The organism is Kosakonia sp. CFBP8986 (assembly GCF_034044935.1).
In the GTDB taxonomy this organism is placed as follows: Bacteria; Pseudomonadota; Gammaproteobacteria; order Enterobacterales; family Enterobacteriaceae; genus Kosakonia; species Kosakonia cowanii.
In genome coordinates this window covers 50,715-76,943 of the sequence record NZ_JAXCXB010000005.1, presented here as the reverse complement: position 1 = coordinate 76,943, position 26,229 = coordinate 50,715, and the positions used below count along the sequence as shown (strand labels likewise).

Annotated in this window: 24 protein-coding genes; 12 read left to right on the top strand and 12 right to left on the bottom strand. The window is 57.2% G+C overall.

Annotated features, from left to right (window positions below; all coding sequences use genetic code 11):
• Positions 1 to 24 precede the first annotated feature (24 nt).
• The 3 genes from SOM48_RS12680 to SOM48_RS12670 all read right to left on the bottom strand — a co-directional run bounded on the left by SOM48_RS12680 (position 25) and on the right by SOM48_RS12670 (position 3,855).
• A complete protein-coding gene (locus SOM48_RS12680) occupies positions 25 to 1,209 on the bottom strand; it encodes a methyl-accepting chemotaxis protein (protein WP_076769890.1) in 1,185 nt (394 codons plus the stop codon).
• A 427-nt stretch (positions 1,210 to 1,636) separates the two neighbouring features.
• On the bottom strand, positions 1,637 to 1,825 hold the full coding sequence (locus SOM48_RS12675) for a YdiH family protein (protein WP_023478583.1): 189 nt from the start codon (positions 1,823 to 1,825) through the stop codon (positions 1,637 to 1,639).
• Between the two features lie 413 nt (positions 1,826 to 2,238).
• Entirely contained in the window at positions 2,239 to 3,855 is a 1,617-nt protein-coding gene (locus SOM48_RS12670) for a peptide ABC transporter substrate-binding protein (protein ID WP_076769918.1), read from the bottom strand.
• A gap of 156 nt (positions 3,856 to 4,011) precedes the next feature.
• Between SOM48_RS12670 and mpaA the strand changes: the two genes are divergently transcribed.
• Positions 4,012 to 4,725: a murein tripeptide amidase MpaA gene (gene mpaA / locus SOM48_RS12665; protein WP_054803810.1), complete on the top strand. Its 714-nt coding sequence runs from the start codon at positions 4,012 to 4,014 to the stop codon at positions 4,723 to 4,725.
• On the opposite strand, the gene ycjG is transcribed toward mpaA, so the two are convergent.
• Complete coding sequence (gene ycjG, locus SOM48_RS12660) at positions 4,677 to 5,681, bottom strand: L-Ala-D/L-Glu epimerase (protein WP_076769919.1); 1,005 nt, start codon at positions 5,679 to 5,681, stop codon at positions 4,677 to 4,679. The two genes, mpaA and ycjG, sit on opposite strands and share 49 nt — an antisense overlap.
• 115 nt (positions 5,682 to 5,796) lie before the next feature.
• On the opposite strand from ycjG, the gene tpx reads away from it, so the two are divergent.
• Positions 5,797 to 6,303: a thiol peroxidase gene (gene tpx, locus SOM48_RS12655; RefSeq protein WP_139569207.1), complete on the top strand. Its 507-nt coding sequence runs from the start codon at positions 5,797 to 5,799 to the stop codon at positions 6,301 to 6,303.
• 67 nt (positions 6,304 to 6,370) lie between these two features.
• Here tpx and tyrR read toward each other — a convergent pair whose 3' ends face one another.
• The 7 genes from tyrR to pspA all read right to left on the bottom strand — a co-directional run bounded on the left by tyrR (position 6,371) and on the right by pspA (position 12,140).
• Positions 6,371 to 7,912 carry a transcriptional regulator TyrR gene (tyrR, locus tag SOM48_RS12650; protein ID WP_076769920.1) on the bottom strand — a complete coding sequence of 514 codons (1,542 nt, stop codon included), beginning with the start codon at positions 7,910 to 7,912 and terminating at the stop codon, positions 6,371 to 6,373.
• Positions 7,913 to 8,057: 145 nt separating this feature from the next.
• Positions 8,058 to 9,119, bottom strand: coding sequence for a TIGR01620 family protein (locus tag SOM48_RS12645; protein WP_288882615.1), 1,062 nt, complete (start codon positions 9,117 to 9,119; stop codon positions 8,058 to 8,060).
• Positions 9,116 to 10,513 carry a YcjX family GTP-binding protein gene (locus SOM48_RS12640; RefSeq protein ID WP_076770331.1) on the bottom strand — a complete coding sequence of 466 codons (1,398 nt, stop codon included), beginning with the start codon at positions 10,511 to 10,513 and terminating at the stop codon, positions 9,116 to 9,118. The genes SOM48_RS12645 and SOM48_RS12640 overlap by 4 nt, the downstream gene beginning before the upstream one ends.
• A 70-nt stretch (positions 10,514 to 10,583) precedes the next feature.
• A complete protein-coding gene (gene pspD / locus SOM48_RS12635; RefSeq protein ID WP_094419805.1) occupies positions 10,584 to 10,826 on the bottom strand; it encodes a phage shock protein PspD in 243 nt (80 codons plus the stop codon).
• 9 nt (positions 10,827 to 10,835) lie between these two features.
• Positions 10,836 to 11,195 (bottom strand): envelope stress response membrane protein PspC, encoded by a 360-nt coding sequence (pspC, locus tag SOM48_RS12630; RefSeq protein WP_023478705.1) that lies wholly within the window; start codon positions 11,193 to 11,195, stop codon positions 10,836 to 10,838.
• Entirely contained in the window at positions 11,195 to 11,419 is a 225-nt protein-coding gene (pspB, locus tag SOM48_RS12625; protein WP_023478697.1) for an envelope stress response membrane protein PspB, read from the bottom strand. The genes pspC and pspB overlap by 1 nt, the downstream gene beginning before the upstream one ends.
• A 52-nt stretch (positions 11,420 to 11,471) precedes the next feature.
• Positions 11,472 to 12,140 (bottom strand): phage shock protein PspA, encoded by a 669-nt coding sequence (gene pspA, locus SOM48_RS12620; protein WP_023478673.1) that lies wholly within the window; start codon positions 12,138 to 12,140, stop codon positions 11,472 to 11,474.
• 152 nt (positions 12,141 to 12,292) lie between these two features.
• Between pspA and pspF the strand changes: the two genes are divergently transcribed.
• From pspF to pdeR, 10 genes are all read left to right on the top strand, one after another.
• Positions 12,293 to 13,297, top strand: coding sequence for a phage shock protein operon transcriptional activator (gene pspF / locus SOM48_RS12615; protein WP_320512051.1), 1,005 nt, complete (start codon positions 12,293 to 12,295; stop codon positions 13,295 to 13,297).
• Positions 13,298 to 13,395: 98 nt separating this feature from the next.
• On the top strand, positions 13,396 to 15,027 hold the full coding sequence (sapA, locus tag SOM48_RS12610; protein ID WP_320512050.1) for an ABC transporter substrate-binding protein SapA: 1,632 nt from the start codon (positions 13,396 to 13,398) through the stop codon (positions 15,025 to 15,027).
• Positions 15,024 to 15,989 (top strand): putrescine export ABC transporter permease SapB, encoded by a 966-nt coding sequence (sapB, locus tag SOM48_RS12605; RefSeq protein ID WP_320512049.1) that lies wholly within the window; start codon positions 15,024 to 15,026, stop codon positions 15,987 to 15,989. The genes sapA and sapB overlap by 4 nt, the downstream gene beginning before the upstream one ends.
• Positions 15,976 to 16,866 carry a putrescine export ABC transporter permease SapC gene (gene sapC, locus SOM48_RS12600; RefSeq protein ID WP_023478710.1) on the top strand — a complete coding sequence of 297 codons (891 nt, stop codon included), beginning with the start codon at positions 15,976 to 15,978 and terminating at the stop codon, positions 16,864 to 16,866. The genes sapB and sapC overlap by 14 nt, the downstream gene beginning before the upstream one ends.
• On the top strand, positions 16,866 to 17,858 hold the full coding sequence (gene sapD / locus SOM48_RS12595; protein ID WP_023478893.1) for a putrescine export ABC transporter ATP-binding protein SapD: 993 nt from the start codon (positions 16,866 to 16,868) through the stop codon (positions 17,856 to 17,858). The genes sapC and sapD overlap by 1 nt, the downstream gene beginning before the upstream one ends.
• A gap of 1 nt (position 17,859) precedes the next feature.
• Entirely contained in the window at positions 17,860 to 18,666 is an 807-nt protein-coding gene (sapF, locus tag SOM48_RS12590) for a peptide ABC transporter ATP-binding protein SapF (RefSeq protein ID WP_023478701.1), read from the top strand.
• A gap of 123 nt (positions 18,667 to 18,789) precedes the next feature.
• A complete protein-coding gene (fabI, locus tag SOM48_RS12585) occupies positions 18,790 to 19,578 on the top strand; it encodes an enoyl-ACP reductase FabI (RefSeq protein WP_023478625.1) in 789 nt (262 codons plus the stop codon).
• 176 nt (positions 19,579 to 19,754) lie between these two features.
• Positions 19,755 to 20,915 carry a CMD domain-containing protein gene (locus SOM48_RS12580; RefSeq protein WP_320512048.1) on the top strand — a complete coding sequence of 387 codons (1,161 nt, stop codon included), beginning with the start codon at positions 19,755 to 19,757 and terminating at the stop codon, positions 20,913 to 20,915.
• A 110-nt stretch (positions 20,916 to 21,025) separates the two neighbouring features.
• Positions 21,026 to 22,960 (top strand): exoribonuclease II, encoded by a 1,935-nt coding sequence (locus SOM48_RS12575; RefSeq protein ID WP_042714825.1) that lies wholly within the window; start codon positions 21,026 to 21,028, stop codon positions 22,958 to 22,960.
• Between the two features lie 294 nt (positions 22,961 to 23,254).
• Positions 23,255 to 25,246 (top strand): cyclic di-GMP phosphodiesterase, encoded by a 1,992-nt coding sequence (gene pdeR, locus SOM48_RS12570; protein WP_054803437.1) that lies wholly within the window; start codon positions 23,255 to 23,257, stop codon positions 25,244 to 25,246.
• On the opposite strand, the gene SOM48_RS12565 is transcribed toward pdeR, so the two are convergent.
• Positions 25,243 to 26,112 carry a crotonase/enoyl-CoA hydratase family protein gene (locus SOM48_RS12565; protein WP_054803438.1) on the bottom strand — a complete coding sequence of 290 codons (870 nt, stop codon included), beginning with the start codon at positions 26,110 to 26,112 and terminating at the stop codon, positions 25,243 to 25,245. The genes pdeR and SOM48_RS12565 overlap by 4 nt on opposite strands.
• Between the last annotated feature and the right edge of the window lie 117 nt (positions 26,113 to 26,229).

Here is a 26,229-nt window from a genome sequence, read left to right as displayed (position 1 = left end):
GGCATTTTATCCACCAGAGCGCTATCAAAACGAGTGCCAGTAGTTCTCCTGGCCGCCACCGACCGCCGCCGTAAGCGGCGCCCGCGGCTTCTCTGGCTGCGCATCGCGTTGACGCGCAGGCGCAGGCTTTTCATCAGCCAGGCTAAATTTACTGGTGCGCTGCTGTAACTCTTCAACGCGATGTTTCAGTAGATCCGACGAACCGGCAAGTTCATCAACCACCGATACGTTGCTTTGCGTAACCTGCTCCAGCTCCGCCAGCGCAAGGGTGATTTGCGCAATACCCTTCTCCTGCTGCAGCGTGGAGACGGCAATCTCATCCATCAGCTTACTGACAATGCTGGCACCGGAGACAATCTCCTGCATGTTCTGCCCGGCTTCGCTCACCACTGTCGCGCCCTGAGTGACGTTATCGGTCGTGACGGCAATCAGCGATTTAATGTTCTTCGCCGCCTCGGCGCTACGGTGCGCAAGGCTGCGCACTTCGCCCGCCACCACCGAGAAACCTTTGCCGTGATCGCCGGCGCGCGCCGCTTCCACCGCGGCATTCAGCGCCAGAATATTAGTCTGAAAAGCGATGCCATCAATAATGGAGATAATTTCGCGCATCTGCTCCGCGCAATCGGTAATGGATTGCATATTCTTCGCCACCTGCCCCATCAACTGGCCGCCGCGTTCAGCGCAGGAAGAGGCATCATTAGCGCGGGTGCTGGCAAGCCGCGTATTATCAGCGTTGTTTTTGGTGCTGGAAGCCATCTCTTCCATGCTGGAGGCGGTCTGCACCAGTGCTGCGGATTGCTCTTCCGTTTTCACCGACAGATCGGCACTGCGTGAAGCGAGCTGGGCGGAAAGCCCGAGCGCATTATCAGAGGAGAGGCGTATCTCTTTGACCAGCACGGCAATACTGGCGGATAAGCTATTGATACCGGGAATTAAACGGCCAGCACAGTTATTACCAAACTCCGGAATAACAATCGACAGATTACCTGCCGTCACCGCCTCAATACTTCTCTTCACCGTATTAATTGGCGTCACCAGATACTGCGTTAAATATATCCATATTAATGCCAGCGAAATAATCGATACGATACTTACCGCAGCAATTAATGGGATATTTTTTGAGAGCACGATCACTATCGCATCAACGATAACAAAAGAGACCAGAAGGTAAAAAAATATAAAGGTACGAACACTGAGATTTCTTAACATAATGAGACTCGCCAGAACACCGGAGAACGGTAGCCTCGTTATAACACTCGCAATCCGCTTTGACACGGCTAATTTAGCGCAATGCCAGGTTTGCCTTAAAGTGCCTTAGATTTTACTTAAGTAATGTGAATTAACCTTTTTACAGTAATACATCCAGTATAAACACCCATAAAACGCACTAAAACAGGTTGTGGGCAAAACAATATATCATATAAAAAGGGTTTAATTAGCGAGATAATTTTGACGCACTACATATTTAATTTAGCCAGAATAAAGCTTATCTAAATAATTAAAGATTTAGTTTTTTATGCCGATATTAATATGTTCAATTCAGACGCTGATCTATTTAATAGCAAAATTAAACAGGCGCTGCTGCTTGTAAACAAGCCAGCATAACGCCTCTTTCGTTTTAAACGTGGTGCGACGATCAGTGGATGCCAAGCCGCCAGGCAAAGTCAATCTCCTCTTTCAGTTCACTATGGGAGAGCGTAAGCAGATCTTCAAACTCAAGTTTCAGCAGGTTCAGTCTCTTCAGGTATTCAGCCGGGGTGAGCGCGCTTTTGTCGCGACGCAGGTATTCGATGGCCAGTTCGGTAGGGTTGAGTGGGTTCGACATAACATCCTCTTGGTTGGTTAAAACATCAGCACTATAGCACAATTGGCTGCCTGTTTTTTGACCAGGGTCGGAAAAATCTGCCGTAAACGCCCGCTATACGCGGCCTGCGGGAAAAATGTAAAAAGGAGTTGCATGTTCAAATGATAAAGATTATCTTTCTCATTACTGAATAGTTGAGTAACCCACTCAACTATTCAGTACGACATTGCTCACATTGCTTCCAGTATTTTTTGCCCGCTCTCTGTAGCGGGCTTTTTTTTGCCCTTTGCTCATCTGCGGCTGCGTCTCCTTTTTTCCTCCATTGTGCCTCCACAATACTTAACTAAAATTTTCGGCATACCTGCCCAGACAGGAAACTTTCAGCAATCAACGACTTTCCCCCTTACTCCCGTGATGTAAGGGGGATTTTTTTATCAGTGCTTGATGATGTATAGCGTACGGCTGTAGGCCACATCTTCCGGGTTGGTGATCGGGTAGCCCTTCAGCCACGGCTTGATCAACCGCGCGTTGGTGTACTGGTAAATAGGTGCAATCGGCGCTTTGCTGGCGATAATCTGCTCCGCTTCGTTGTAATCCGCATTACGGGCTTCTGGCGTATTTTCCTGTGTCGCCTGGTTAAACGCTTTGTCATAGGCCGCGTCGCTAAAGCGCGGAATATTGCTGCTGCTGTTGGAGGTCAACACGGAGAGAAAGGTCGATGGCTCGTTGTAATCCCCTACCCACGAGGCGCGAATGACATCGAAATTGCCGCTGTTACGGCTGTCGATATAGGTTTTCCACTCCTGATTTTGCAGCTTCACCTCCGCACCGAGATTTTTCTTCCACATCGACGCCACCGCAATGGCAATCTTTTGATGGTTCTCAGAGGAGTTATAAAGCAGCGTTAGCTTCAGTGGCCGCTGCGGGCCGTAACCCGCCGCCTGCAGCAGGGTTTTCGCCTGTGCGTTCAACTCCGGCTGGCTCATCTGTTCAAATGGCGACGGCTTCGGCGTAAACCCGGCCGTGACATCCGGGGTAAAGCGCCACGCCGGTTTCTCGCCGCTGCCCAACACTTTCTCGGCAATCACCCGGCGATCGATGGTTAAGCTCAACGCCAGGCGCACGCGCGCATCTGCCGTCGGCCCCTTCTGAGTATTGAACGCGTAGTAATAGGTGCCCAGTTGCGGCGGCGTATAGACCTGGCCCGGGATCTCTTTTTGCAGCTTCTGGTAGAGGTTTTTCGGGAAAGATTCGGTGATATCAACGCCATTCGCCAGGTAGCGTTTGGTGGCGGCAGACTCCTGATTGATCGGCACAAAGGTCACCTTATTGATCACCGTTTTGCCATCGTCCCAGTACTGTTTATTGCGCGCCAGCTCCAGCTTTTCATTCACCACGCGGTTAGTCAGCACAAAAGCGCCATTACCGACCAGATTGCCGGGACGCGTCCACTCTGCGCCGCTCTCGACGTTCTTTTGCTGCACCGGATAGAGCGCGAAACTGGCCGCAAGGTTCGGGAACCACGGCAGCGGTTTATCAAGCTGCACGCGCAGCGTTTTCGCATCCACCGCGCTGACACCCAGTTTATCAACCGCCATTTTGCCATCGGTGATCGCTTTCGCATTGCTGATGCCCGCTAAGGCAGCGAAGCCAGCAAACGGGGACGTGGTTTGCGGATTAACCAGCCGCTGCCAGCTGTAGACAAAATCCTGCGCCGTGACCGGCGTGCCGTCCGACCAGCGGGCATCATCACGCAGCGTAAAGGTCCAGATGCGGTTATCGCTGCTCTGCCAGCTTTTCGCCACGCCGGGAATGACTTCACCCTTCTCATTCTGATTGACCAGGCCTTCAAAAAGATCGCGGATCACCTGAATTTCCGGCAAGCCAACCGCTTTTGCCGGATCGAGCGTTGCCGGCTCATCTTTGAGGTGGCGCACCACTTCTTGTTTTTCCGCAAGCGGGGTTCCCGGCGGCACATCCGCTGCAAACACGCTGACAGATAAGCCGCACAGCGCCAGCGCGCAGCAAAGTTTTGAAAATCGGTATGTCATGAAATCCCCTTGTGATGTGCCACATCCCGCAAAAAAGATGCGGTAATTATTTGTTTTAGCTCTAAGGAATGCAAACTCATACATCAGGAAAATGATTTGCGTCGCACCGCTTTATATCCAACACTTGGTTTATTCAACGAAGAAACAGGTAAACCTATGCCAGCGACACGTCCGCGCTCTTTACGGGGAAACTTTGCCGACAGCCGTCAGCAGTATGGTGAGTCCCTGCTCGGTGCCCCGCTTTTCTGGTTTCCGGCACCGCTGGCAACGGCGAAAAGCGGGCTGATTATTGCCGGCACGCACGGGGATGAGAATGCCGCGATGGTCGCCCTCTCCTGCGCCATGCGTGCGCTCAAGAGCGATCTGCGCCATCATCACGTGGTGCTGGCGGTGAACCCGGATGGTTGCCAACTCGGTTTACGCGCCAACGCCAACGGCGTCGATCTCAACCGTAACTTTCCGGCGGCAAACTGGAAGGCGGGCGATACCGTTTATCGCTGGAACAGCGCAGCGCCAGAGCGTGATGTGGTGTTGCACACGGGTGCTGCTCCGGGTTCCGAGCCGGAAACCCGCGCGCTCTGCCAGTTAATTCATCGCCTGCATCCGGCGTGGGTGGTTAGCTTTCACGATCCGCTGGCCTGCGTCGAAGATCCGCGCGAAAGCCCGCTTGGCGAGTGGCTGGCGCAGGCCTTTTCGCTGCCGTTAGTCAAAAGCGTCGGGTATGAGACGCCCGGCTCCTTCGGCAGCTGGTGTGCGGAGATCAATCTGCCCTGCATTACCATGGAGCTGCCGCCGGTCTCTGCCGATGCCGCCAGCGAAGATTATCTCGCGGCAATGACCTCACTGCTTTGCTGGGATGCCGAAAGGTGAAGCTCACCGGTGGAGAAGCGCAGCGACGGCTCGACATCCACCGCCAGCCAGGTGGGGCCATCAAGATCGGCGAAGCGCACACCACTGACCAGCGGTAGCGCCGCTGCAATGGCGCGTGAAGTGCAGATCATGCAGCCGAGCATCAATCCGAAGCCGCGCTCGGCGGCTTCATGGGCCAGCGCCAGCGCTTCGGTCAGCCCGCCGGTTTTATCCAGCTTAATGTTGACCATCTCATAGCGCCCCTGCAGCGCATCAAGGCTTTCACGCGTGTGGCAGCTCTCATCTGCGCAAATCGGTAACGGGTGGATAAAGTTAATCAGCGCCGCGTCTTCGCCAGCGGGCAGTGGCTGCTCAAGCATCGCCACGCCTAAATCAGCCAGCAGCTGGCAGCGTGCTGCAAGCCCTTCGCTGTGCCACGACTCGTTAGCATCGACAATCAGCGTTGCCTCTGGCGCGGCGGCGCGGATCGCCACAAGCCGCTCGCTAATAAGATGATCATCAAGCTTAATCTTCAGCAGCCGGGCGCCGGTCTCGCTCAGCGCCGCCGCGCTGGCAGCCATCTGTTCTGGTGTGCCAATCACCACCGTTTGCGCGGTGATAACGGTTTCCGGCAGGGTTACGCCAGTGTAGTGCGCCAGCGAACGCCCCGCTTTGCGCGCAGCCAGATCCCACAGCGCGCAATCGACCGCATTGCGCGCTGCACCAGGCGGCAACAGGGTTTGCAGCGCTTCACGGCTGAGGCGGTTTTGCAGCTGCGGCACAATGGTCATGATTTGTGCCATCACCGACGCCTCGCTCTCGCCATAGCGTGCGTAAGGGGTACATTCGCCAACCGCTTTGATCCCGTCCTCTTCCAGTTCGACCACCACCACTTTCGCTTCACTGCGCGCGCCGCGCGAAATCACAAACGGCGAATGCAGCGGCCAGGTTTCCTCATAAACGTTCACATTTCTCATACATGCTCCTTTGACGGAATGTAAACCAGTATAGATACGAAAATTGGTTTGCCGTGGTCTCGGACGATGGCATAAACTAGCGCCGACGTTAACTATATGTAAACAGGAAGCTATTATGTCGCAACTCGTTCATTTTCAGGGCAACCCGGTTCCCGTTGCTGGCGCTATTCCGCAGGTTGGCGCAAAAGCGCAGCCGTTCACGCTTGTCGCTAAAGATCTTACCGATGTTGCGCTGAGCCAGTTCGCCGGTAAGCGCAAAGTGCTGAACATTTTCCCGAGCATCGATACCGGTGTTTGCGCCGCTTCCGTGCGCAAATTCAATCAGCTGGCGACAGAGGTGAACAACACCGTTGTACTGTGCATCTCTGCTGACCTGCCGTTTGCCCAGTCCCGCTTCTGCGGCGCAGAAGGCCTGAGCAACGTTATCACTCTCTCCACCCTGCGCGGTGCAGATTTCCTCGACAACTATGGCGTCGGTATCTCCGACGGCGCGCTGAAAGGCCTGGCTGCACGTGCGGTCGTGGTGCTTGATGAGAACGATACGGTCATCTTCAGCGAGCTGGTGAATGAGATCACCAACGAGCCGGATTACACCGCTGCACTGGACGTGCTGAAAGGCTAATCGCGTCTGGAATGAAACAGGCCGGATAAGCGCTTACCGCTATCCGGCCTTTTTTATCACTACAACGTTACTCGTCGCTCTTCTTCTGGCTCAAGCCATATTCCCGCAGCTTGTTAGCAATCGCCGTATGCGAGACGCCTAAGCGCTTCGCCAGCTTGCGCGTGCTGGGGTAATTTCGATAGAGCTGGGTTAACACCGAACGCTCGAAGCGGCTGGTGATATCATCCAGCGATCCCTCCATCGCATCATCCCCGACCGGCACGGTGGCCGCATCGTAATCCGGCAGCTGGATATCCTGCGCGCGCAGTTCATACCCCTCCAGCTGGGTTAAGGCGCGATAGATGGCGTTTTTCAGCTGGCGCACGTTGCCCGGCCAGTTATAGCGGCTAAGCAACTGCGTCAAATCGTGGGCGAGTTTCGGCCGGGGCAGACCCTGTTCATCGGCAAAGCGCGCAACAAACAGTTCGGTCAGCGGCACGATATCCTGCGGGCGATCGCGCAGCGGCGGCAGATTGAGGGTCAGGACGTTCAGGCGGTAGTAGAGATCTTCGCGGAACAACCCCTTCTGCACCAGCTCCACGAGGTTACGCTGCGTGGCGCAGATCACCCGCACATCAACGTGCACTTCGTGATCTTCGCCAACGCGGCGGAAAGTACCATCATTGAGGAAACGCAGCAGTTTCACCTGCATACGCGGCGACATTTCGCCAATCTCATCCAGCAGCACCGAACCGCCGTTCGCCTGCTCGAAAAAGCCCTTTTTGCCTTCCGGCGCATGGCCAAACAGTTCGCTTTCGACAGACTCTTCAGGAATCGAGGCGCAGTTCAGCGCCAGATAGGGTTTTGCCGCGCGCGGGCTGGAAAGATGACAGGCGTGCGCCAGCAGATCCTTCCCGGTGCCGGTGTCGCCGGTAATCAGCAGCGGTGCGGTGAGGGTTGCCAGCTTGCGCGCCTGCTCAACCACATGGCGCATTTTCGGGCTGACGGCGACAATCTGGCTGAACGCGCTGACATCCTGCTGGGTGATATTTTGCAGCTGGCGGCCCATCCGCGCCGTCGAGCGCAGCATCACCACCGCGCCGGTCAGCACCGCCTCGCCGGTTTCCCCCTCCAAGTGCACCGGTGTGATCTCCATCAGGAAGTTTTGCCCGCCGATCACCACATGTTCGTTATGCGAATGCTGCGGATTGCCCTCCAGCCAGCGCTGGAAGTTGAAACCGGTGATTAATTGAGCCGCATTATGGTTGAGCAGCTTATCCGGCTGTTGGCCAAAGAGCTGCGCGCTGGCGGCGTTTGCCAGTTCGATTTTGCACTTCATATCGAGCGACAACACCGGTTCCGGCAACGCTTCAAGCAGCGCGCTCATCGCGCGGTGTTCGCGCTCGGAGGGCATCCACAGCACGGTGCGGACGTCGGTGACGCCCTGAATACGGCGGATCTCCGCCATCAGGCTGCTGAAGCTGTTAAAGTCGAGCGCGGCGAAATTGAGGTAGATACGCCCGATGGGATCGATCTCAATGCCGCGCAGATCGATGCCGCGCAGCACCAGCAGATCAAGTAATTCGCGTGTCAGACCAAGCCGGTCCTCACAAAAAACTTCAAGACGCATGGGAACCTTCACCCTTATTCATTCACGTAATGAAAGGATGATAAGCCACTTAACGGTCGGCAGGAAGATGTCTGTCAACAAATATTGACAGCCTGCGGAAAAAAGCGGCGCGGCGGCGTAAAGATAAGCGCGCAGCGCCTGCTTTCTAACCGGCTGTGCCGGAGGATTTGCCTTTCTGTAGCGTCTCTTTGACCTGAGCGATCAGCTGACGGCGGAAATCGCCCAGCCGGGGTTTGTCACCATCGATCCACGGCAGCGGACGGCAAAGCTCCATCGCTTTGATACCGAGGCGTGCGGTAAGCAGCCCGGCGCCGATCCCCTGCGCTGCGCGGGCTGAGAGCCTTGCTGCCAGATCCTGCGACATCCAGTCCATCCCCACTTCGCGTACCAGTTCGCTGGCGCCGGCAAAAGCCATATTCAGCAGCACGAGGCGAAAAAGACGCAGGCGACTGTAATAACCCAGCTCAATACCATTGAGGGCAGCAATGCGGTTAATTAAGCGCAGATTGCGCCAGGCGATAAACGCCATATCGACCATCGCCAGCGGGCTGACGGCAATCATCAGCGTCGATTCCGCCGCCGAGCGGCTGATTTCACGCCGTGCCTGCGCATCCAGCACCGGCTGCACCAGGTGAGCATAGAGCGTGACGATTTCGCGGTCGCTCTGGGTTTCATGGATCGCCGCGTACCAGCGCTGTAAAGCGGGATGAGACTTATCCAGCCCCGCCTGCTGCGCCAGTTTTTCGCAGAAGGCGCGCCCTTTGCCTGTGCCGTGGCTCTGCAACAGTTCGCGCGCTTCATCGCGCTCGTGCGCCCGCTGACGTAAACGCCACAGCCGCCGCCACTCGCTGGCAATGGATCCGACGCCTGCGCCGACGATCAGCGTCCCCGCTGCGCAGCCGCCAAGGGCTACCCAGTCATGGGTCTGCCAGGCATTGATCGCCCACTGCACGCCCTGACCAATCACGGTAATGCCTGCCAGCGCCAGCCCGGCGGTGACCATTTTGCGCCACAATGTGCGCTTCGGGCGCAGGGCGGCTTCAACCACCGCTTCCGCCTGCCCCTCTTCGGGCAGTTCATCTACGGCAACCGGGGCAAACTTCTCGGCGGCGAGCGCGTCAAAGCGCTGCGCCTGTTTGAACTGCTCCTGCGCTGGCGTCTCCAGCGGCCCGGTGAAATCAATACGCGGTTTTAGCGGCTCGGTCATCGCAATTTATCTCCCAGTAAAAATTCCAGCGCGGCATCCAGCCGGATGTGCGGCAGCGGCGAATCGACATCCATCACCTGCGGGCGAAACGCCTCGAAATTAAAGCCCTGCTTCTCCCAGAATGCCTGCCCCGGCAAGCGCGCCGGCACTTCGCCTGGATAGAAGGTGAGCGGCGAACCGTCGCTTAATCGGTGACCGCGTAACGCCGGAATCGTCTCGCCGTTAACCTCAATAAGCCCGCTCTGCGTCGCCTGAATGGAAGCCAGCCCCATGCAATCCATGCTGATGCCTTCAAAGGCGGCGTTTTGCCACGCGTCCTGAATCAGCTGTTGCAGGAGCGACACCATATTGGCGTGCTGATCGACGGTAATGTGGTCCGCCTTGGTGGCGGCAAAGAGCAGCTTATCGATCACCGGGGAAAAGAGACGGCGAAACAGCGTACGCTGGCCGTAGTGGAAACTCTGCATCAGCTGTGTAAGCGCGAGGCGCATATCGTTAAAGGCCTGCGGGCCATTGTTGAGCGGTTGCAGGCAATCAACCAGCACGATCTGGCGGTCAAATTTCAGGAAATGGTTTTTATAAAAGCCTTTTACTACGTGGTCGCAGTAGTATTGATAGCGTTCGCGCAGCATCCCTGCGTTGGTGTGCCTGCCGGCCTGCGCTAGCTTCGCCTCGCCGGTGCCATCAACGTCTGGCCACGGGAAGAACTGTAATGCCGGTGCGCCTGCCATATCGCCCGGCAGCACAAATCGCCCCGGCTGGATAAAGTGCAGCCCTTCACGCTTGCACTGATGAAGGTACTCAGTCCAGGCGGCGGCGATCTCCGCCAGCCGGTTCTCATCGGCAGGCGCGAGCGGATCGAGCCCGGCGCAGAGCGCGCGCCACTTCTCAGACCACGCCTGGCGCTGCCCGGTAAGCAGGCCGGTCATCTGCCGCGACCAGCTCAGGTAATCCTGCGCCAGCATCGGCAGATCGAGCAGCCATTCGCCGGGGTAGTCGACAATTTCCAGATAGAGAGTGGAAGTCTCTTTAAAGTGGCGTAACAGCGAATCGCGGGAGCGAAAGCGCAGCGCGAGGCGGATTTCACTCACGCCGCGCGTCGGGGTTGGCCATACCGGCGGCGAGCCGTAAAGCTGGGCCAGCCCTTCATCATAGGTAAAACGGGGTATGCCGAAATCACGCTGGGGAACGCGTTTAACGCCGAGCAAACGCTCTTCGCGCACCGCGCTGAACAGCGGCAGGCGCGCGCCCGTGTGAATTGAGAGAAGTTGATTAACCAGCGCGGTAATAAACGCGGTTTTACCGCTGCGGCTGAGGCCGGTCACCGCGAGACGGAGATGCTTGTCCATCCCGCGGTTGACCAGCGAGTTGAGTTCGTTTCGTAATCGTTCCATCGCCATGCGTATGCGCCCTTAAATCCAGAAGAGTCCTGCTCACTATGAGATATGGGCGGCGACGCAGTTGTCAACGCTTACGCGTAACAGGCTTGTTATCAAAGCGGCGGGAGAGCTTATTCGCCGCGCGCTTAAGAAGCGGCTCCAGTGCGAAGGCCAGCACCATTTTCAACGGTCGACGGGCAACGGATTTTACCGCCCAGCCCGCCACGCCCGCAGGTCCAACGCGCAGTGCGGTCAGCAACATCAGTTTGCCGACCAGCTTCAGGCCGGGTTTGACATTGCGGTTAATCTGTTGCCAGTGTCGATTCATATTCACCTCTTAAAGCTGACGAAAACGGCTACGCAGCGAGAACGTATCGGATGTGACATAACGCTCCATCTGGCGCAAACGGCTTTCACCGGCGGCCAGCTGCGCATCTACCGCATCCAGCAACTCGCTGTTGCTGGCGGGCACCTCACCTTCAGTGTAGTTATCCGGCAGCGGATCAAGCGCAAAATAGAGCGCGATATAGGCAACGACGACAAAGAAAAATAGGCCAAACAGCATCGCCAGCACGGTGATGATACGCACCAGTCTGACCTGGATATCGAGATATTCCGCGATACCGGCGCAGACGCCGCCGAGCTTACCGCGCTGCGGAATACGCCATAATTTTTTATTCAGATTGAGGGTAGCCATCAGCGATCTCTCCAGTTTGGATGTTCTGCATCCAGAATATCTTCCAGCGCCTGAATGCGTTCGCGCATGCGCGTTGCTTCATCCGTCAGTTGCAGCAAACGTTGCTGCTCGTTCTGGTTAAGTGCACCGCGTGAAGCGCGGTTGTTGTAGTGCAGCCATAACCAGACCGGTAAAACAAACAGAATGAATAATGTCAGGGGTATAGCCAGAAAAAGCGTGCTCATGTGTACTCCTTACAGGGATGCCAGCGGCATCTTCTGATGCCGCCGCTCGTTATTATTGGTTGTCCTGTTTCATTCTGGCTTTCAGTTGCGCCAGTTGCTCGCTGATTTCATCATCTGCCTGCAGATCGGCAAACTGCTGATCCAGCGGTTTTTGCTTACCAAAACCGTGGCTTTCCGCTTCGGCTTCCATCTGGTCGATACGACGCTCGAAGGACTCAAAGCGTGCCATCGCTTCATCCATTTTGCCGCTGTCGAGCTGACGGCGCACATCGCGCGAGGAGCTTGCCGCCTGGTGACGCAGCGTCAGCGCCTGCTGGCGGGCGCGGGTTTCGCTCAGTTTGTTCTCTAGCTCGCCAATCTCTTTCTTCATGCGCGCCAGGCTTTCGTCAACCAGCGTCACTTCCTGCTCCAGCGTCTCGATAAGCGTGGTCACTTTCTGTTTTTCGATCAGCGCGGCACGCGCCAGATCCTCTTTCTCTTTACGCAGCGCCAGTTCGGCTTTCTCCTGCCATTCGGCCTGCTGCGCGCTCGCCTGCTCAATACGGCGCGTTAACTGTTTCTTTTCAGCCAGCGCACGTGCAGAGGTGGAGCGCACTTCAACCAGCGTATCTTCCATCTCCTGGATCATCAGGCGGACCAGTTTTTGCGGATCTTCCGCTTTTTCCAGCAGCGAGTTGATGTTGGCGTTCACGATGTCGGCAAAACGAGAAAAAATACCCATAATCTAATCCTCTTGATTTCTGTTATCGGGCTGAGCCCTGCTGCCTGATTAATACAATCTCCGTGCCAACTTTTCATCTGCTTGATTATAAAGGGAATGAATGATTTTACCTTAACCATAACTTAGACTAGAGTGGTTAAAGAGACCAACTTGTGGCGAATTTCATCATGGCAGAACAGAAAGATAACCTTCTTGGCGAAGCCAACAGCTTTATTGAGGTACTGGAACAGGTTTCCCGCCTTGCACCGATCGATAAACCGGTGCTGATTATCGGCGAGCGCGGCACCGGTAAAGAGCTGATTGCCAACCGCCTGCACTACCTCTCCTCGCGCTGGCAGGGGCCGTTTATCTCCTTAAACTGCGCGGCGCTAAATGAAAACTTGCTCGACAGCGAACTGTTTGGTCATGAAGCGGGCGCCTTTACCGGTGCGCAGAAGCGCCACCCTGGCCGCTTTGAGCGCGCCGACGGCGGCACGCTGTTTCTGGATGAGCTGGCAACCGCGCCGATGCTGGTGCAGGAGAAATTGCTACGAGTGATTGAGTATGGCGAGCTGGAGCGCGTCGGCGGCAGCCAGCCGCTGCAGGTTAATGTGCGGCTGGTGTGCGCCACCAACGCCGATCTGCCGCAGATGGTGCAGGAAGGAACCTTTCGCGCCGACCTGCTCGACCGGCTGGCCTTTGATGTGGTGCTGTTACCGCCGCTGCGCCAGCGCCAGAGCGACATCATGCTGATGGCTGATCATTTCGCCATCCAGATGTGCCGCGAGCTGCATATGCCGCTCTTTCCCGGCTTTACGGAGCATGCCCGCGACGTGCTGATGAACTATGGGTGGCCGGGAAACATCCGCGAACTGAAAAACGTGGTGGAGCGATCCGTCTACCGTCACGGCAGCAGCGATACGCCGCTGGACACTATTATCCTCGACCCTTTCCGCCGCGATGTGAGTGAGAAAGCGCCAGCGCTGAGGCAAGAAAATAGCGCAACTTCGCTGCCAGAGCTGCCGCTGGATCTGCGACAGTTTCAGCTCGATCAGGAGAAAAACCTGCTCGAGCAGAGCCTGCAACAGGCCGGATTTAACCAGAAACGGGCGGCAGAGCGGCTTGGTTTAACCTATCACCAGCTGCGTGCACTGCTGAAAAAGCATCAAATACGCTGAAATCGTCGACAATAACAGCAGTTGTCCGCAGACATTTGTACGTAGCCCAGGTAAGTGCGATACACTTTGCCCATTATTTTAAAACCGTTGAAAAAATCATGCGTCTGGTTTTCTCTTCCCTGCTTTTCACCGCACTGCTGGCGACCGGTACGGTTCAGGCTGCGCCCGCGGCCACGTCAGATATCCGCGAAAGTGGCTTTGTCTATTGCGTGAATGGCCAGGTTAATACCTTTAACCCGCAAAAAGCGAGCAGCGGGCTGATTGTCGACACCCTCGCCGCGCAGCTCTACAGCCGCCTGCTGGATGTTGACCCTTATACTTATCGTCTGGTGCCGGAGCTGGCGGAGAGCTGGGAGGTGCTGGATAACGGCGCGACCTACCGGTTTCGCCTGCGCAGCGGCGTCAATTTCCAGCATACCGCGTGGTTTACCCCCACCCGGACGCTGAATGCCGACGACGTGGTCTTTACCTTCCAACGCATTTTCGATCGCCATCATCCGTGGCATAACGTCAATGGCGACAGCTTCCCCTATTTCGACAGCCTGCAATTTGCCGACTCGGTGGAGAGCGTGCGCAAGCTGGATAGCCGCACCGTCGAGTTTCGCCTGAAAAAGCCGGATGCCTCCTTCTTATGGCATCTCGCTACCCACTACGCCTCGGTGATGTCGGCAGAATATGCCGCGCAATTGCAAAAAATCGACCGCCAGGAGCTGATTGACCGCCAGCCGGTCGGCACCGGGCCGTTCCAGCTGGATGAGTATCGCGCCGGGCAGTATGTTCGGTTACAACGTCACGAAAAGTTCTGGCTCGGAAAACCGCTGATGCAACAGGTGGTGGTCGATCTCGGATCGGGCGGCACCGGTCGTTTATCAAAACTGCTCACCGGCGAGTGCGATGTGCTGGCGTGGCCTGCTGCCAGCCAGTTAACCATTTTGCGTGACGACCCGCGGCTGCGTCTAACCCTGCGTCCAGGGATGAACATCGCTTACCTGGCGTTTAACACCAACAAACCGCCGCTCAATAACCCGGCGGTGCGCCACGCGTTAGCCCTGTCGATCAATAACCAGCGTCTGATGCAGTCGATCTATTACGGCACAGCGGAAACTGCGGCGTCGATCCTGCCTCGCGCCTCCTGGGCGTACGATAACGATGCCAAAATTACCGAATATGACCCGAAACAGGCCCGCGAGCGCCTGAAAGCGCTGGGGCTGGAGAACCTCACCCTGCAACTGTGGGTGCCAACCAGCTCGCAGCCCTGGAACCCCAGCCCGCTGAAAACCGCCGAACTGATTCAGGCAGATATGGCGCAGGTCGGTGTAAAAGTGGTGATTGTGCCGGTTGAGGGGCGCTTCCAGGAGGCGCGCCTGATGGATATGAACCACGACTTGACGCTCACCGGCTGGGCGACGGACAGTAACGATCCGGACAGCTTCTTCCGCCCGCTGTTAAGCTGCGCGGCGATTGATTCGCAAACCAACTTTGCCCACTGGTGCCAGCGCGAGTTTGATGAGGTGCTGCAAAAAGCGCTCGCCTCGCAGCAGCTGGCATCGCGCATCGATGAGTATGACGAAGCCCAGCAGATCCTCGCGCGCGAACTGCCGGTGCTGCCGCTCGCCTCCTCCCTGCGCCTGCAAGCGTACCGGTACGATATTAAAGGCCTGGTGCTGAGCCCGTTCGGCAGCGCCTCTTTCGCTGGCGTGTCGCGGGATAAAAAAGAGGTGTCGCCGTGATTATTTTTACTTTGCGTCGTTTGCTGCTGCTGCTGGTCACCCTCTTTTTACTGACCTTTGTTGGCTTCAGCCTGAGCTACTTTACCCCCCATGCGCCTTTACAGGGCGCAACGCTGTGGAACGCGTGGATCTTCTGGTTTAACGGCCTGCTGCACTGGGATTTTGGTGTCTCAAGCATTAATGGGCAGCTGATTTCCGAGCAGTTGCAGGAAGTTTTCCCGGCGACCATGGAGCTCTGTATCCTCGCCTTTGGCTCGGCGTTACTGGTGGGTATTCCGGTGGGGATGCTGGCGGGCGTCATGCGTGGCCGCTGGCAGGATAAAGCCATCAGCGCCGTCGCGCTGCTCGGCTTCTCCATTCCGGTCTTCTGGCTGGCGCTGCTGCTTACCCTCTTCTTCTCTCTCAATCTCGGCTGGCTGCCGGTCTCCGGGCGTTTTGATCTGCTGTATGAAGTGAAAACTGTTACCGGTTTTTCGCTGATTGATGCCTGGATTTCTGACTCGCCGTGGCGCGATGAGATGCTGATGAGCGCCCTGCGCCACGTCATCCTGCCAGTGGTGACGCTGGCGGTGGCGCCGACCACCGAAGTGATCCGCCTGATGCGTATCAGCACCATTGAGGTCTTTGAGAAAAACTACATTAAAGCAGCGGCGACGCGCGGCTTGTCCCGCTTTACCATTCTGCGCCGCCATGTGCTGCACAATGCCCTGCCGCCAGTGATCCCGCGTCTGGGTCTGCAATTCTCCACCATGCTGACGCTGGCGATGATCACTGAAGTGGTCTTTAGCTGGCCGGGGCTGGGCCGCTGGCTGATTAACGCTATCCGCCAGCAGGATTATGCCGCGATCTCCGCTGGCGTGATGGTTATCGGTTCATTAGTGATTATCGTCAACGTGCTCTCCGATATTCTTGGCGCGCTGGCGAACCCGTTAAAACATAAGGACTGGTATGCCTTACGATAGCGTCTACAGCGAAAAACGTGCGCCCGGCGCGCTGCGTACCGCGTGGCGCCACTTTTATGGCGATCCCACGGCGATGATCGGCCTCTATGGCTGCGGCGCGCTGGCGCTGCTCTGCCTGTTCGGTCACTGGTTCGCCCCTTACGGCATCGACCAGCAGTTTCTCGGCTATCAACTGCTGCCGCCGTCGTGGTCGCGCTACGGCGATGTGTCGTTTTTCCTCGGCACCGACGATCTCGGCCGCGATGTGTTAAGCCGCCTGCTGAGCGGCGCGGCGCCTACCGTTGGCGGCGCATTTCTGGTTACGCTCGCCGCCACGGTGTGCGGGCTGCTGCTCGGCGTCTTCGCCGGGGCAACGCACGGCCTGCGTTCGGCGGTGCTGAACCATATTCTCGATACCCTGCTTTCGCTGCCAACTCTGCTGCTGGCGATTATTGTGGTGGCCTTTGTTGGTCCGCATCTCTCCCATGCGATGTTTGCCGTCTGGCTGGCGCTGCTGCCGCGCATGGTGCGCTCGGTCTACAGCCTGGTGCATGACGAGCTGGAAAAAGAGTATGTCGTTGCCGCCCGTCTCGATGGCGCGTCAACGATGAATATTTTGTGGTACGCCATTCTGCCGAATATCACTGCCGGTATGGTGACGGAGATTACCCGCGCGCTGTCGATGGCGATCCTTGATATTGCCGCGCTGGGCTTTCTCGATCTCGGCGCGCAGCTCCCCTCGCCGGAGTGGGGCGCGATGCTGGGCGATGCGCTGGAGCTGATTTATGTTGCACCGTGGACGGTAATGCTGCCGGGCGCGGCGATTATGGTGAGCGTGCTGCTGGTTAACGTGCTGGGCGATGGCATCCGTCGCGCCATCACTGCGGGGGTGGAGTAATGCCGCTTCTTGATATCCGTAACCTGACTATTGAAGTCAAAACCGGTTCTGAATGGGTGAAAGCAGTCGACCGCGTCAGCCTGACCCTTGCCGAGGGTGAGATTCGCGGGCTGGTGGGTGAATCAGGCTCCGGTAAGAGCCTGATTGCGAAAGCGATCTGTGGCGTTACCAAGGATAACTGGCGCGTCACGGCGGACCGTATGCGCTTCGATGATATCGACCTGATGCGCCTCTCGGCGCGCGAGCGGCGCAAATTGCTGGGCCACAACGTGTCGATGATTTTCCAGGAGCCGCAATCCTGTCTTGATCCCTCCGAGCGTGTCGGCAAGCAGCTGATGCAAAACATCCCGCGCTGGACCTTTAAAGGTAAGTGGTGGCAGCGCATGGGCTGGCGCAAACGCCGGGCGATTGAGCTGCTGCACCGCGTTGGCATTAAAGATCATAAAGATGCGATGCGCAGTTTCCCTTATGAGCTGACTGAGGGCGAGTGTCAGAAAGTGATGATCGCTATTGCGCTGGCCAACCAGCCGCGCCTGCTGATTGCCGATGAGCCGACCAACGCCATGGAGCCGACCACCCAGGCGCAGATTTTCCGCCTGCTCGACCGGCTGAACCAGAACAACAATACGACCATCATTTTGATCAGCCATGATTTGCAGATGCTGAGCAAGTGGGCCGATCGTATCAATGTGATGTACTGCGGGCAGACGGTTGAGACCGCGCCGAGCGAAGATTTGATCGCCACGCCGCATCACCCCTATACCCAGGCACTGATCCGCGCTATTCCCGATTTTGGCAGCGCGATGCCGCACAAAAGCCGCCTGAATACGTTGCCAGGCGCGATCCCGCTGCTTGAGCACCTGCCAATTGGCTGCCGACTGGGGCCGCGCTGCCCTTATGCCCAGCGCAAATGTATTGAAACGCCGCGGCTTGCAGGACCGCGTAATCACCTGTTTGCCTGCCATTTCCCGCTGAATATGGAGAGTGAGTGAGATGGTTGAAACCTTGCTTGAAGTGCGCAATCTGAGCAAAACCTTTCGCTACCGTACCGGCTGGTTCCGCCGCCAGACCGTGGAAGCGGTCAAGCCGCTCAGCTTTACCCTGCGTGAACGGCAGACGCTGGCGATTATTGGCGAGAACGGCTCAGGAAAATCGACGCTGGCGAAAATGCTGGCGGGAATGATTGCCCCTACCGCCGGTGAACTGGTGATCGACGATAAGCCGCTGCATTACGGCGATTACACCTTTCGCAGCCAGCATATCCGCATGATTTTTCAGGATCCGACCACCTCGCTTAACCCGCGCCAGCGCTTGTCGCAGATCCTCGATTTCCCTCTGCGTCTCAACACTGACCTGGAGCCGGAAGCGCGGCGTAAGCGCATCCTGGAAACCCTGCGCATGGTCGGCCTGCTGCCGGATCATGTCAGCTATTACCCGCACATGCTGGCACCGGGGCAGAAACAGCGCCTTGGGCTGGCGCGTGCGCTGATCCTGCGCCCGAAAGTGATTATTGCTGACGAAGCGCTGGCCTCGCTCGATATGTCGATGCGTTCGCAGTTAATCAACCTGATGCTGGAATTACAGGAGAAACAGGGTATCTCTTATATTTATGTCACCCAGCATATCGGCATGATGAAACATATCAGCGATCAGGTGCTGGTGATGCATCAGGGGGAAGTGGTTGAGCGCGGCAGCACTGCCGATGTGCTCGCCTCGCCGCTGCACGATCTCACTAAACGCTTAATTGCCGGCCACTTTGGCGAAGCATTAACCGCCGACGCCTGGCGAAAAGACCGCTGAGACCAAACCTTTCAGTGGTCGGATTAACGGAGACGGCGACTCATGATAGAATCGCCGCGTTTTAACGACGCTCGCCCCAACAGAGCCGCGAGCGCCACAACAATGAATATAAGGATTAAAGCTATGGGTTTTCTTTCCGGTAAGCGCATTCTGGTGACTGGCGTAGCCAGCAAACTCTCCATCGCATACGGCATCGCACAGGCTATGCATCGCGAAGGCGCGGAGCTGGCGTTCACCTACCAGAACGACAAGCTGAAAGGCCGTGTTGAAGAGTTTGCCGCCCAGCTGGGTTCCAGCATCGTGCTGGAGTGTGATGTGGCGCAAGATGAGAGCATCGACGCCCTGTTTACTGACCTGGCGAAAGTCTGGCCAAAATTTGACGGCTTCGTGCACTCCATCGGTTTCGCACCGGGCGATCAGCTGGACGGCGACTATGTTAACGCCGTAACCCGTGAAGGCTTCAAAATCGCTCACGACATCAGCTCCTACAGCTTTGTAGCGATGGCAAAAGCCTGCCGCGAAATGCTGAACCCGGGCTCCGCGCTGCTGACCCTCTCCTACCTGGGCGCAGAGCGCGCTATCCCGAACTACAACGTGATGGGTCTGGCGAAAGCCTCTCTGGAAGCGAACGTGCGCTATATGGCGAACGCGATGGGTCCGGAAGGCGTGCGCGTCAACGGCATCTCCGCCGGTCCGATCCGCACCCTGGCGGCTTCCGGTATCAAAGACTTCCGTAAAATGCTGGCACATTGCGAAGCGGTTACCCCGATCCGTCGCACCGTGACCATCGAAGACGTCGGCAACTCTGCGGCGTTCCTCTGCTCTGACCTCTCTGCCGGTATCTCAGGTGAAGTGGTTCACGTCGACGGCGGTTTCAACATCGCTGCGATGAACGAGCTGGAAATCAAATAATTCCCCAATGCCCCTTCTGCCGAAGGGGCGTTTTTTATGCCTTTCTGATATTTGTTATCACCTAACAATCTTTTATCCCGCCTCCCCCTTACGCCAGGATTAAGCAGCACCACCGATCCGGCAAGCCAAGACCTGACGTCGTCCCCGGATCGCCACTTTGAGACCAAGGAACGACCATGGAACAACGCCGGATTGCAGGCAAAAGCCACTGGTATCATGAAACCCAGTCAAGCGCCAGCCGGGTACACGCGCTACCGTTGGTTCCCGAAGCCGCTACCGTTAATGACCCCTTTCTGCTCGACCTGACTGTGCCGAATGATCTGCATGGCGATGTCGAGGCCATTGCCACGCCCGCACGCAAACTCTACGCCCTGCTCTTTCCGCAGCGGGTACAGACGACGCGGCTGCGTACCTTCAGCGCCTACGATCGGCTCAGCACCGCGCTCACCGTGGCGCAGGTGTTTGGCGTCCAGCGTTTATGCAACCACTACGCGGCACGGCTCGCTCCCCTCGCAGCACCCGACTCATCGCGCGAGAGCAACTGCCGGCTGGCGCAAATTACGCAATATGCGCGTCAGCTTGCCGCTTCGCCGTCGGTGATTGATACCCGGGCCCGCCAGCAGCTCGAAGAGGTGGGCCTGACGCTGTTCGATATTGTGCTCTTCAACCAGATTGTCGGGTTTATCGCCTTCCAGGCGCGGGTGCTCGCCATTTTGCAGGCGCTGCTGGGACAACCGGTGCGCTATATTCCCGGCATGGAGACGCAGCCGCCCGCCGACGCCAGCCTGTTTGCCGATGAAAACGCGGGCTGGCAACCGGCGATTGAGGGGGTTGATCCCCGTGTTTCAAACGCCGCGCAAATGGGCTCCCTTGCCCACTGGCAGCCGCTGCCCGAGCTGCGCCAGCTTGCGCCGCTACTGGCGCACGAGCATCTGCTGCTTAACGAGCTGGGCGAGATTTGCCAGCAGGTGAACGCCATTACGCCGAATAAAACGCTGGGCTGGCTGGTCGGGGCCTCTACAGCGCGCATCAATGGCAGCACCGGCTGTTTTGCTGAACGCCTGCAGCGCGGCGTTCACGCCGCCGGACTACGGGAAGCGCTGCGCCAGGGCGAACCTGCCCTCAGCGCGTTTCTGGCCGATAACGATAAAGAGCGCTCGCTGGTGCAAGCGGTGCAGGTGCTGACCTGCGCGCCGGACAGATTCAGCCCCGCTCAGCTTGCAGCACTCTCAGATGCGGGTTTTAGCCCCCAGATAGCATTCAGTCTGCTGCTGCGCTGTGCCCTGTGCGGCTGGATCAACCGGCTGAAGATCGCCCTCGGCGAGCCTGCGGCGTAAGGCTATAAACCGGGCGGCGCGCAGGAGATTTTGCTGAAAGAGCGCTTGCTGCAACAGGCGGAATCGCGTAAAACTGTCAGCCGCTCTTTTAGCCACGAAAATAGATGATTATGCTCCAGGATAACCCGCTGCTCGCGCAGCTTAAACAGCAGCTCCACTCTCAGACACCGCGTGCAGAAGGTGTTGTTAAAGGCACCGAGAAAGGCTTCGGATTTCTGGAAGTCGATGCTCAAAAAAGCTATTTCATCCCGCCGCCGCAGATGAAAAAAGTGATGCACGGCGATCGTATTGTTGCCGTTATTCACACGGAAAAAGAGCGCGAAAGCGCGGAGCCGGAAACGCTGGTCGAGCCTTTTCTGACCCGTTTCGTGGGCAAAGTGCACAAGAAAGATGACCGCCTGTCGATTGTGCCGGATCATCCTTTACTCAAAGACTCCATCCCCTGCCGCGCCGCGCGTGGCGTGGAGCATGATTTTAAAGAGGGTGACTGGGCGGTCGCTGAGATGCGCCGTCACCCGCTGAAGGGCGATCGCGGCTTCTACGCGGAACTCACGCAATTTATCACCTTCTCCGATGACCACTTTGTGCCGTGGTGGGTAACGCTTGCCCGTCATAACCTCGAAAAAGAGGCGCCAAACGGTGTGGCAACAGAGATGCTCGATGATGGCCTGCAGCGTGTGGATTTGACCGCGCTTGATTTCGTCACCATCGACAGCGCCAGCACCGAAGATATGGATGATGCGCTTTACGCTGAAGAGCTGGCGGACGGCAAGCTGCAGCTGACCGTGGCGATTGCCGATCCTACCGCGTGGATTGCCGAAGGCAGCAAGCTTGACGATGCGGCGAAAATTCGCGCCTTCACCAACTACCTGCCGGGCTTCAACATTCCGATGCTGCCGCGCGAACTCTCCGACGATCTCTGCTCCCTGCGCGCGAACGAAGTGCGTCCGGCGCTGGTGTGCCGCATGACGCTGGACAGCGACGGCACGATTGAAGAGAACATTGAATTTTTCGCCGCCACCATCGAATCAAAAGCCAAACTGGCCTATGACGATGTCTCTGACTGGCTGGAAAACCGTGGCGAGTGGCAGCCTGTTAATGACGCCATCGCCTCGCAGATCCGTCTGCTGAAACGCGCCTGCGATTTGCGCGGCCAGTGGCGTCAGACCCATGCGCTGGTGTTTAAAGACCGCCCGGATTACCGCTTTGTACTGGGCGAAAAAGGCGAAGTGCTGGATATCGTTGCCGAGCCGCGCCGTATTGCCAACCGCATCGTTGAAGAGTCGATGATTGCCGCCAACATCTGCGCCGCGCGCGTGCTGCGCGACAAGCTGGGCTTTGGTATCTACAACGTCCATTTAGGTTTCGACCCGGCGAACAGCGAGCAGCTGGTGGCGATGCTGAAAACCCACGGCGTTGAAGTGAATGCTGAAGAAGTATTGACGCTGGAAGGCTTCTGCAAACTGCGCCGTGAACTCGACGCGCAGCCTTCCGGGTTCCTCGACAGCCGCATTCGTCGCTTCCAGTCCTTCGCCGAAATCAGCATCAATCCAGGCCCGCACTTCGGCCTGGGGCTGGACGCTTACGCGACCTGGACCTCGCCGATTCGTAAGTATGGCGATATGGTCAACCACCGCCTGCTGAAAGCAATCATCAAAGGTGAAACGCCGGTGCGTCCGCAGGATGAGACTACCGTGCAAATGGCGGAGCGCCGTCGCCTGAACCGCATGGCCGAGCGCGATGTCGGCGACTGGCTCTATGCCCGTTTCCTGCAAAACAAAGCCGGCACCGACACCCGCTTCGCGGCAGAGATTATCGATGTCAGCCGTGGCGGCATGCGCGTTCGCCTGGTGGATAACGGTGCGGTCGCCTTTATCCCTGCCCCGTTCATTCATGCCGTGCGTGATGAGCTGGTGTGCAGCCAGGAGAGCGGCACCGTGCAGATCAAAGGTGAAGTGGTGTTCAAAGTGACGGATGTCATTGATGTCACCATCGCCGAAGTGCGCATGGAAACCCGCAGCGTGATCGCCCGTCCGGTGATGTAACGCTTCTACGCTCCTTCCCGTTCGGGAGGGAGCGCTTTTCTACCAATATATCGCGCATTTTTAAGCACTTTCCCTCCCACAAATAGCGAAAACCGACCACACTTCTCATCATGCAGCGGTTTGTTTACCGCCCACATTTGCGTGCGGCAGCCGTCTCTGCTTTTCCACACCAGGTAACGCTTTACTCAACACTCCTATAAAAACAATACGTTAACGGAGAACCGTCCTGTTATTAACGGCGGTTGTCGGTCATCAACAGGTGCCCGTCCTGTGGCGGGTAGGTTGGGAGAACGCATGAGAGAGACGCAGGAACAGAGCGTGCTGTTTCGCTATCTGGGTTCACACAGTCCTTACTGGCGGCTTACGGCTGACAGCAACGCCCTGCATTTCGCCCCTGAAGAGCATGCCGATACGACGCAGGTGGTCGCGCTGACCGATGAGCAGGCGGCGCAGATCCGCGCGATGACGGTGATCACCTCCAGCCTGACCATGCCCCTCACCCTGTTTGGCGAAGAGGTGACGGTTCACCTTGTCGGGCGCAAAATTACCCGTAACGCCTGGGCGGGTAGCGTATCGGCATGGGACGATACCCAGGCAGTCGCTCGCGATCTGGTGCAGGGTCTCTCCTTTGCAGAGCAGGTGGTGTCGGAAGCCAATTCAGTGATTGTCATCCTTGACCGGCTGGGCAACATTCAGCGTTTTAACCGCCTGAGCGAAGAGTACACCGGCCTGAAAGAGCATGAAGTGATTGGGCAGAACGTCTTTAAGCTGTTTATGAGCCGCAGCGAAGCGGCGGCCTCAAAGCGCAACATCACCCAATTTTTCCGCGATGGATCTTCTTATGAAGTGGAGCGCTGGGTAAAGACGCGTAAAGGCCAGCGGCTGTTTATCTTTCGCAATAAGTTTGTGCACAGCGGCAGCGGCAAAAACGAGGTTTACCTTATCTGCTCCGGTACCGACATTACCGAGGAGCGCCATGCCCAGGAGCGGCTGCGGGTGCTGGCGAATACCGATACCGTTACCGGTTTACCCAATCGCAACGCTATCCAGGATCGCATCAGCGATGCGATTGCCGCACGCGGCGACACTCAGGTCGGCGTGGTCTATCTCGACCTCGATAACTTTAAAAAAGTGAACGATGCCTACGGGCATATGTTTGGCGACCAGCTGCTGCAGGCTGTTGCGCTGGCCATATTAGGCTGTCTTGATGAGGGCCAGGTGCTGGCGCGTCTTGGCGGCGATGAGTTTATCGTGCTGGCGACGAATACCTCGCAAATGGCGCTGGAAGCGATGGCATCGCGCATTTTGTGTCGGCTGCGCGCGCCGTTCCGTATCGGGCTGATTGAGATCTACTCCGGCTGCTCGATTGGTATCGCTCTTGCCCCTGAACATGGCAACGATCGCGAAAATCTGATCCGCAATGCCGATACCGCGATGTATACCGCCAAAGAGAACGGTCGCGGCAAGTTTTGCGTATTTTGCGCCGAGATGAACCAGCGGGTGTTTGAGTACCTCTGGCTCGATACCAATCTGCGCAAGGCGCTGGATAAAGAGCAACTGGTGATTCACTACCAGCCGAAAGTGAATCGGGATGGCGAAGTGCGCAGCCTCGAAGCGCTGGTGCGCTGGCAGTCGCCCGAACGCGGGTTGATCCCACCGCTCGATTTTATCTCCTACGCCGAAGAGTCCGGCCTGATTGTGCCGCTCGGTCGCTGGGTGATGCTGGATGTGGTACGGCAAGTGGCGCAATGGCGCGACCAGGGGATTAACCTGCGCGTGGCGGTGAATGTTTCTGCCCGACAGTTGGCCGATCAGACCATCTTTAGCGATCTGAAACGGGCGCTCAGCGAGCTTCATTTTGCTGACTGTCCGATTGATGTTGAATTGACCGAAAGCTGCATAATCGAAAACGAAGCGCTGGCGCTCTCGGTGATACAGCAGTTCAGCGCATTGGGATCGCAGGTGCATCTGGATGACTTTGGAACCGGCTACTCCTCACTGTCACAACTGGCGCGCTTTCCGCTTAACGCTATCAAACTCGACCAGAGTTTCGTGCGCGATATTCATCAACAACCGATTTCGCAATCGCTGGTGCGCGCCATTGTCGCGGTGGCGGCGGCGCTTAATCTGCAGGTGATTGCGGAAGGGGTGGAGAGTGCGCAGGAGGATGCGTTTTTGACCGACAACGGCGTCCATGAGCGGCAGGGGTTTCTGTTCGCCAGACCGATGCCCGCTGCCGCGTTTGAACGTTGGTTTACACGCTACCAGCCACGCAAGGCGCGTTAACCGGCTTTACTGAGCGCAACCGCCGTATGGCGGTTTTGCAACAGCACCAGGCGCTCCATATAGGCGATATCTTTCGCTTGCAGGCAGAAGGCGGCATCTACCCAATCTTCCGTGATATCCATTAGCTCACTGCGTGGCAGTTGCAGCACACGCTGACGCGCTCTGAGCATCGCCCGCACGCCATTCAGGCGGGGTTGCAGCGTATCGATAAAGGTACGCACGGCCATAAAGCCTTGTCCCTCTTCAAACGCGATATCGACCAGCCCTTTTGGCGCATACCATTCCGCCGAATGGGACTCCCCTTTGTAGATAAGCTCTTCCGCCAGTTTCATCCCCGCGCGGCGCGTGACTAATGAGTAGGCTCCCATGCCGGGAAAGAGATTAAAGGCGATCTCCGGGAAACCGAGGCGCGCATCGCGCTGCGCCAGCACAAAATGGTGCGCCAGCGCGGCTTCAAACCCACCGCCGAGCGCGCTCCCTTCGATCATCGCCAGCGAAATTGCGCCGGTGTCAAAACCACGTGAAGCGGCATGCACACAGTCAACGCAGGCGCGGGCATAAGCGCGCAACGCTTCGCGCCGCCCGTTTTTGATGCACTCGACAAAAAAGTGCAGATCGCCGCCGGTGTTGAACATACCGGGAACCAGCGATCCGGTGACCCAGAAGTCGACGGCAAATCCGCTCTGCCTGACCAGCCAGGAGAGGTTCATGATCTCCTCAATCAGTTGGTGGTTGAAGCAGGGACGCGGCCTGGCGCGCAGCATCATCCACACGGTGCGCCGCTCCTCTTCGTAAAAACCTGAGAGTTGCGTGAAACGTTGTTCATCGGTAAAGAGTTTGCAGGTCGGTTGATTACTTATCGTCATTGCGTATTCCTCCAGATAGTGCGCGTTGCGCGCCTGAAAAGACTACGTCACGCGCTGAACCGACCACGGGCGGAGAGATGAATATATACTTCATGCAGAGAAGCCGTTGAGATGCGC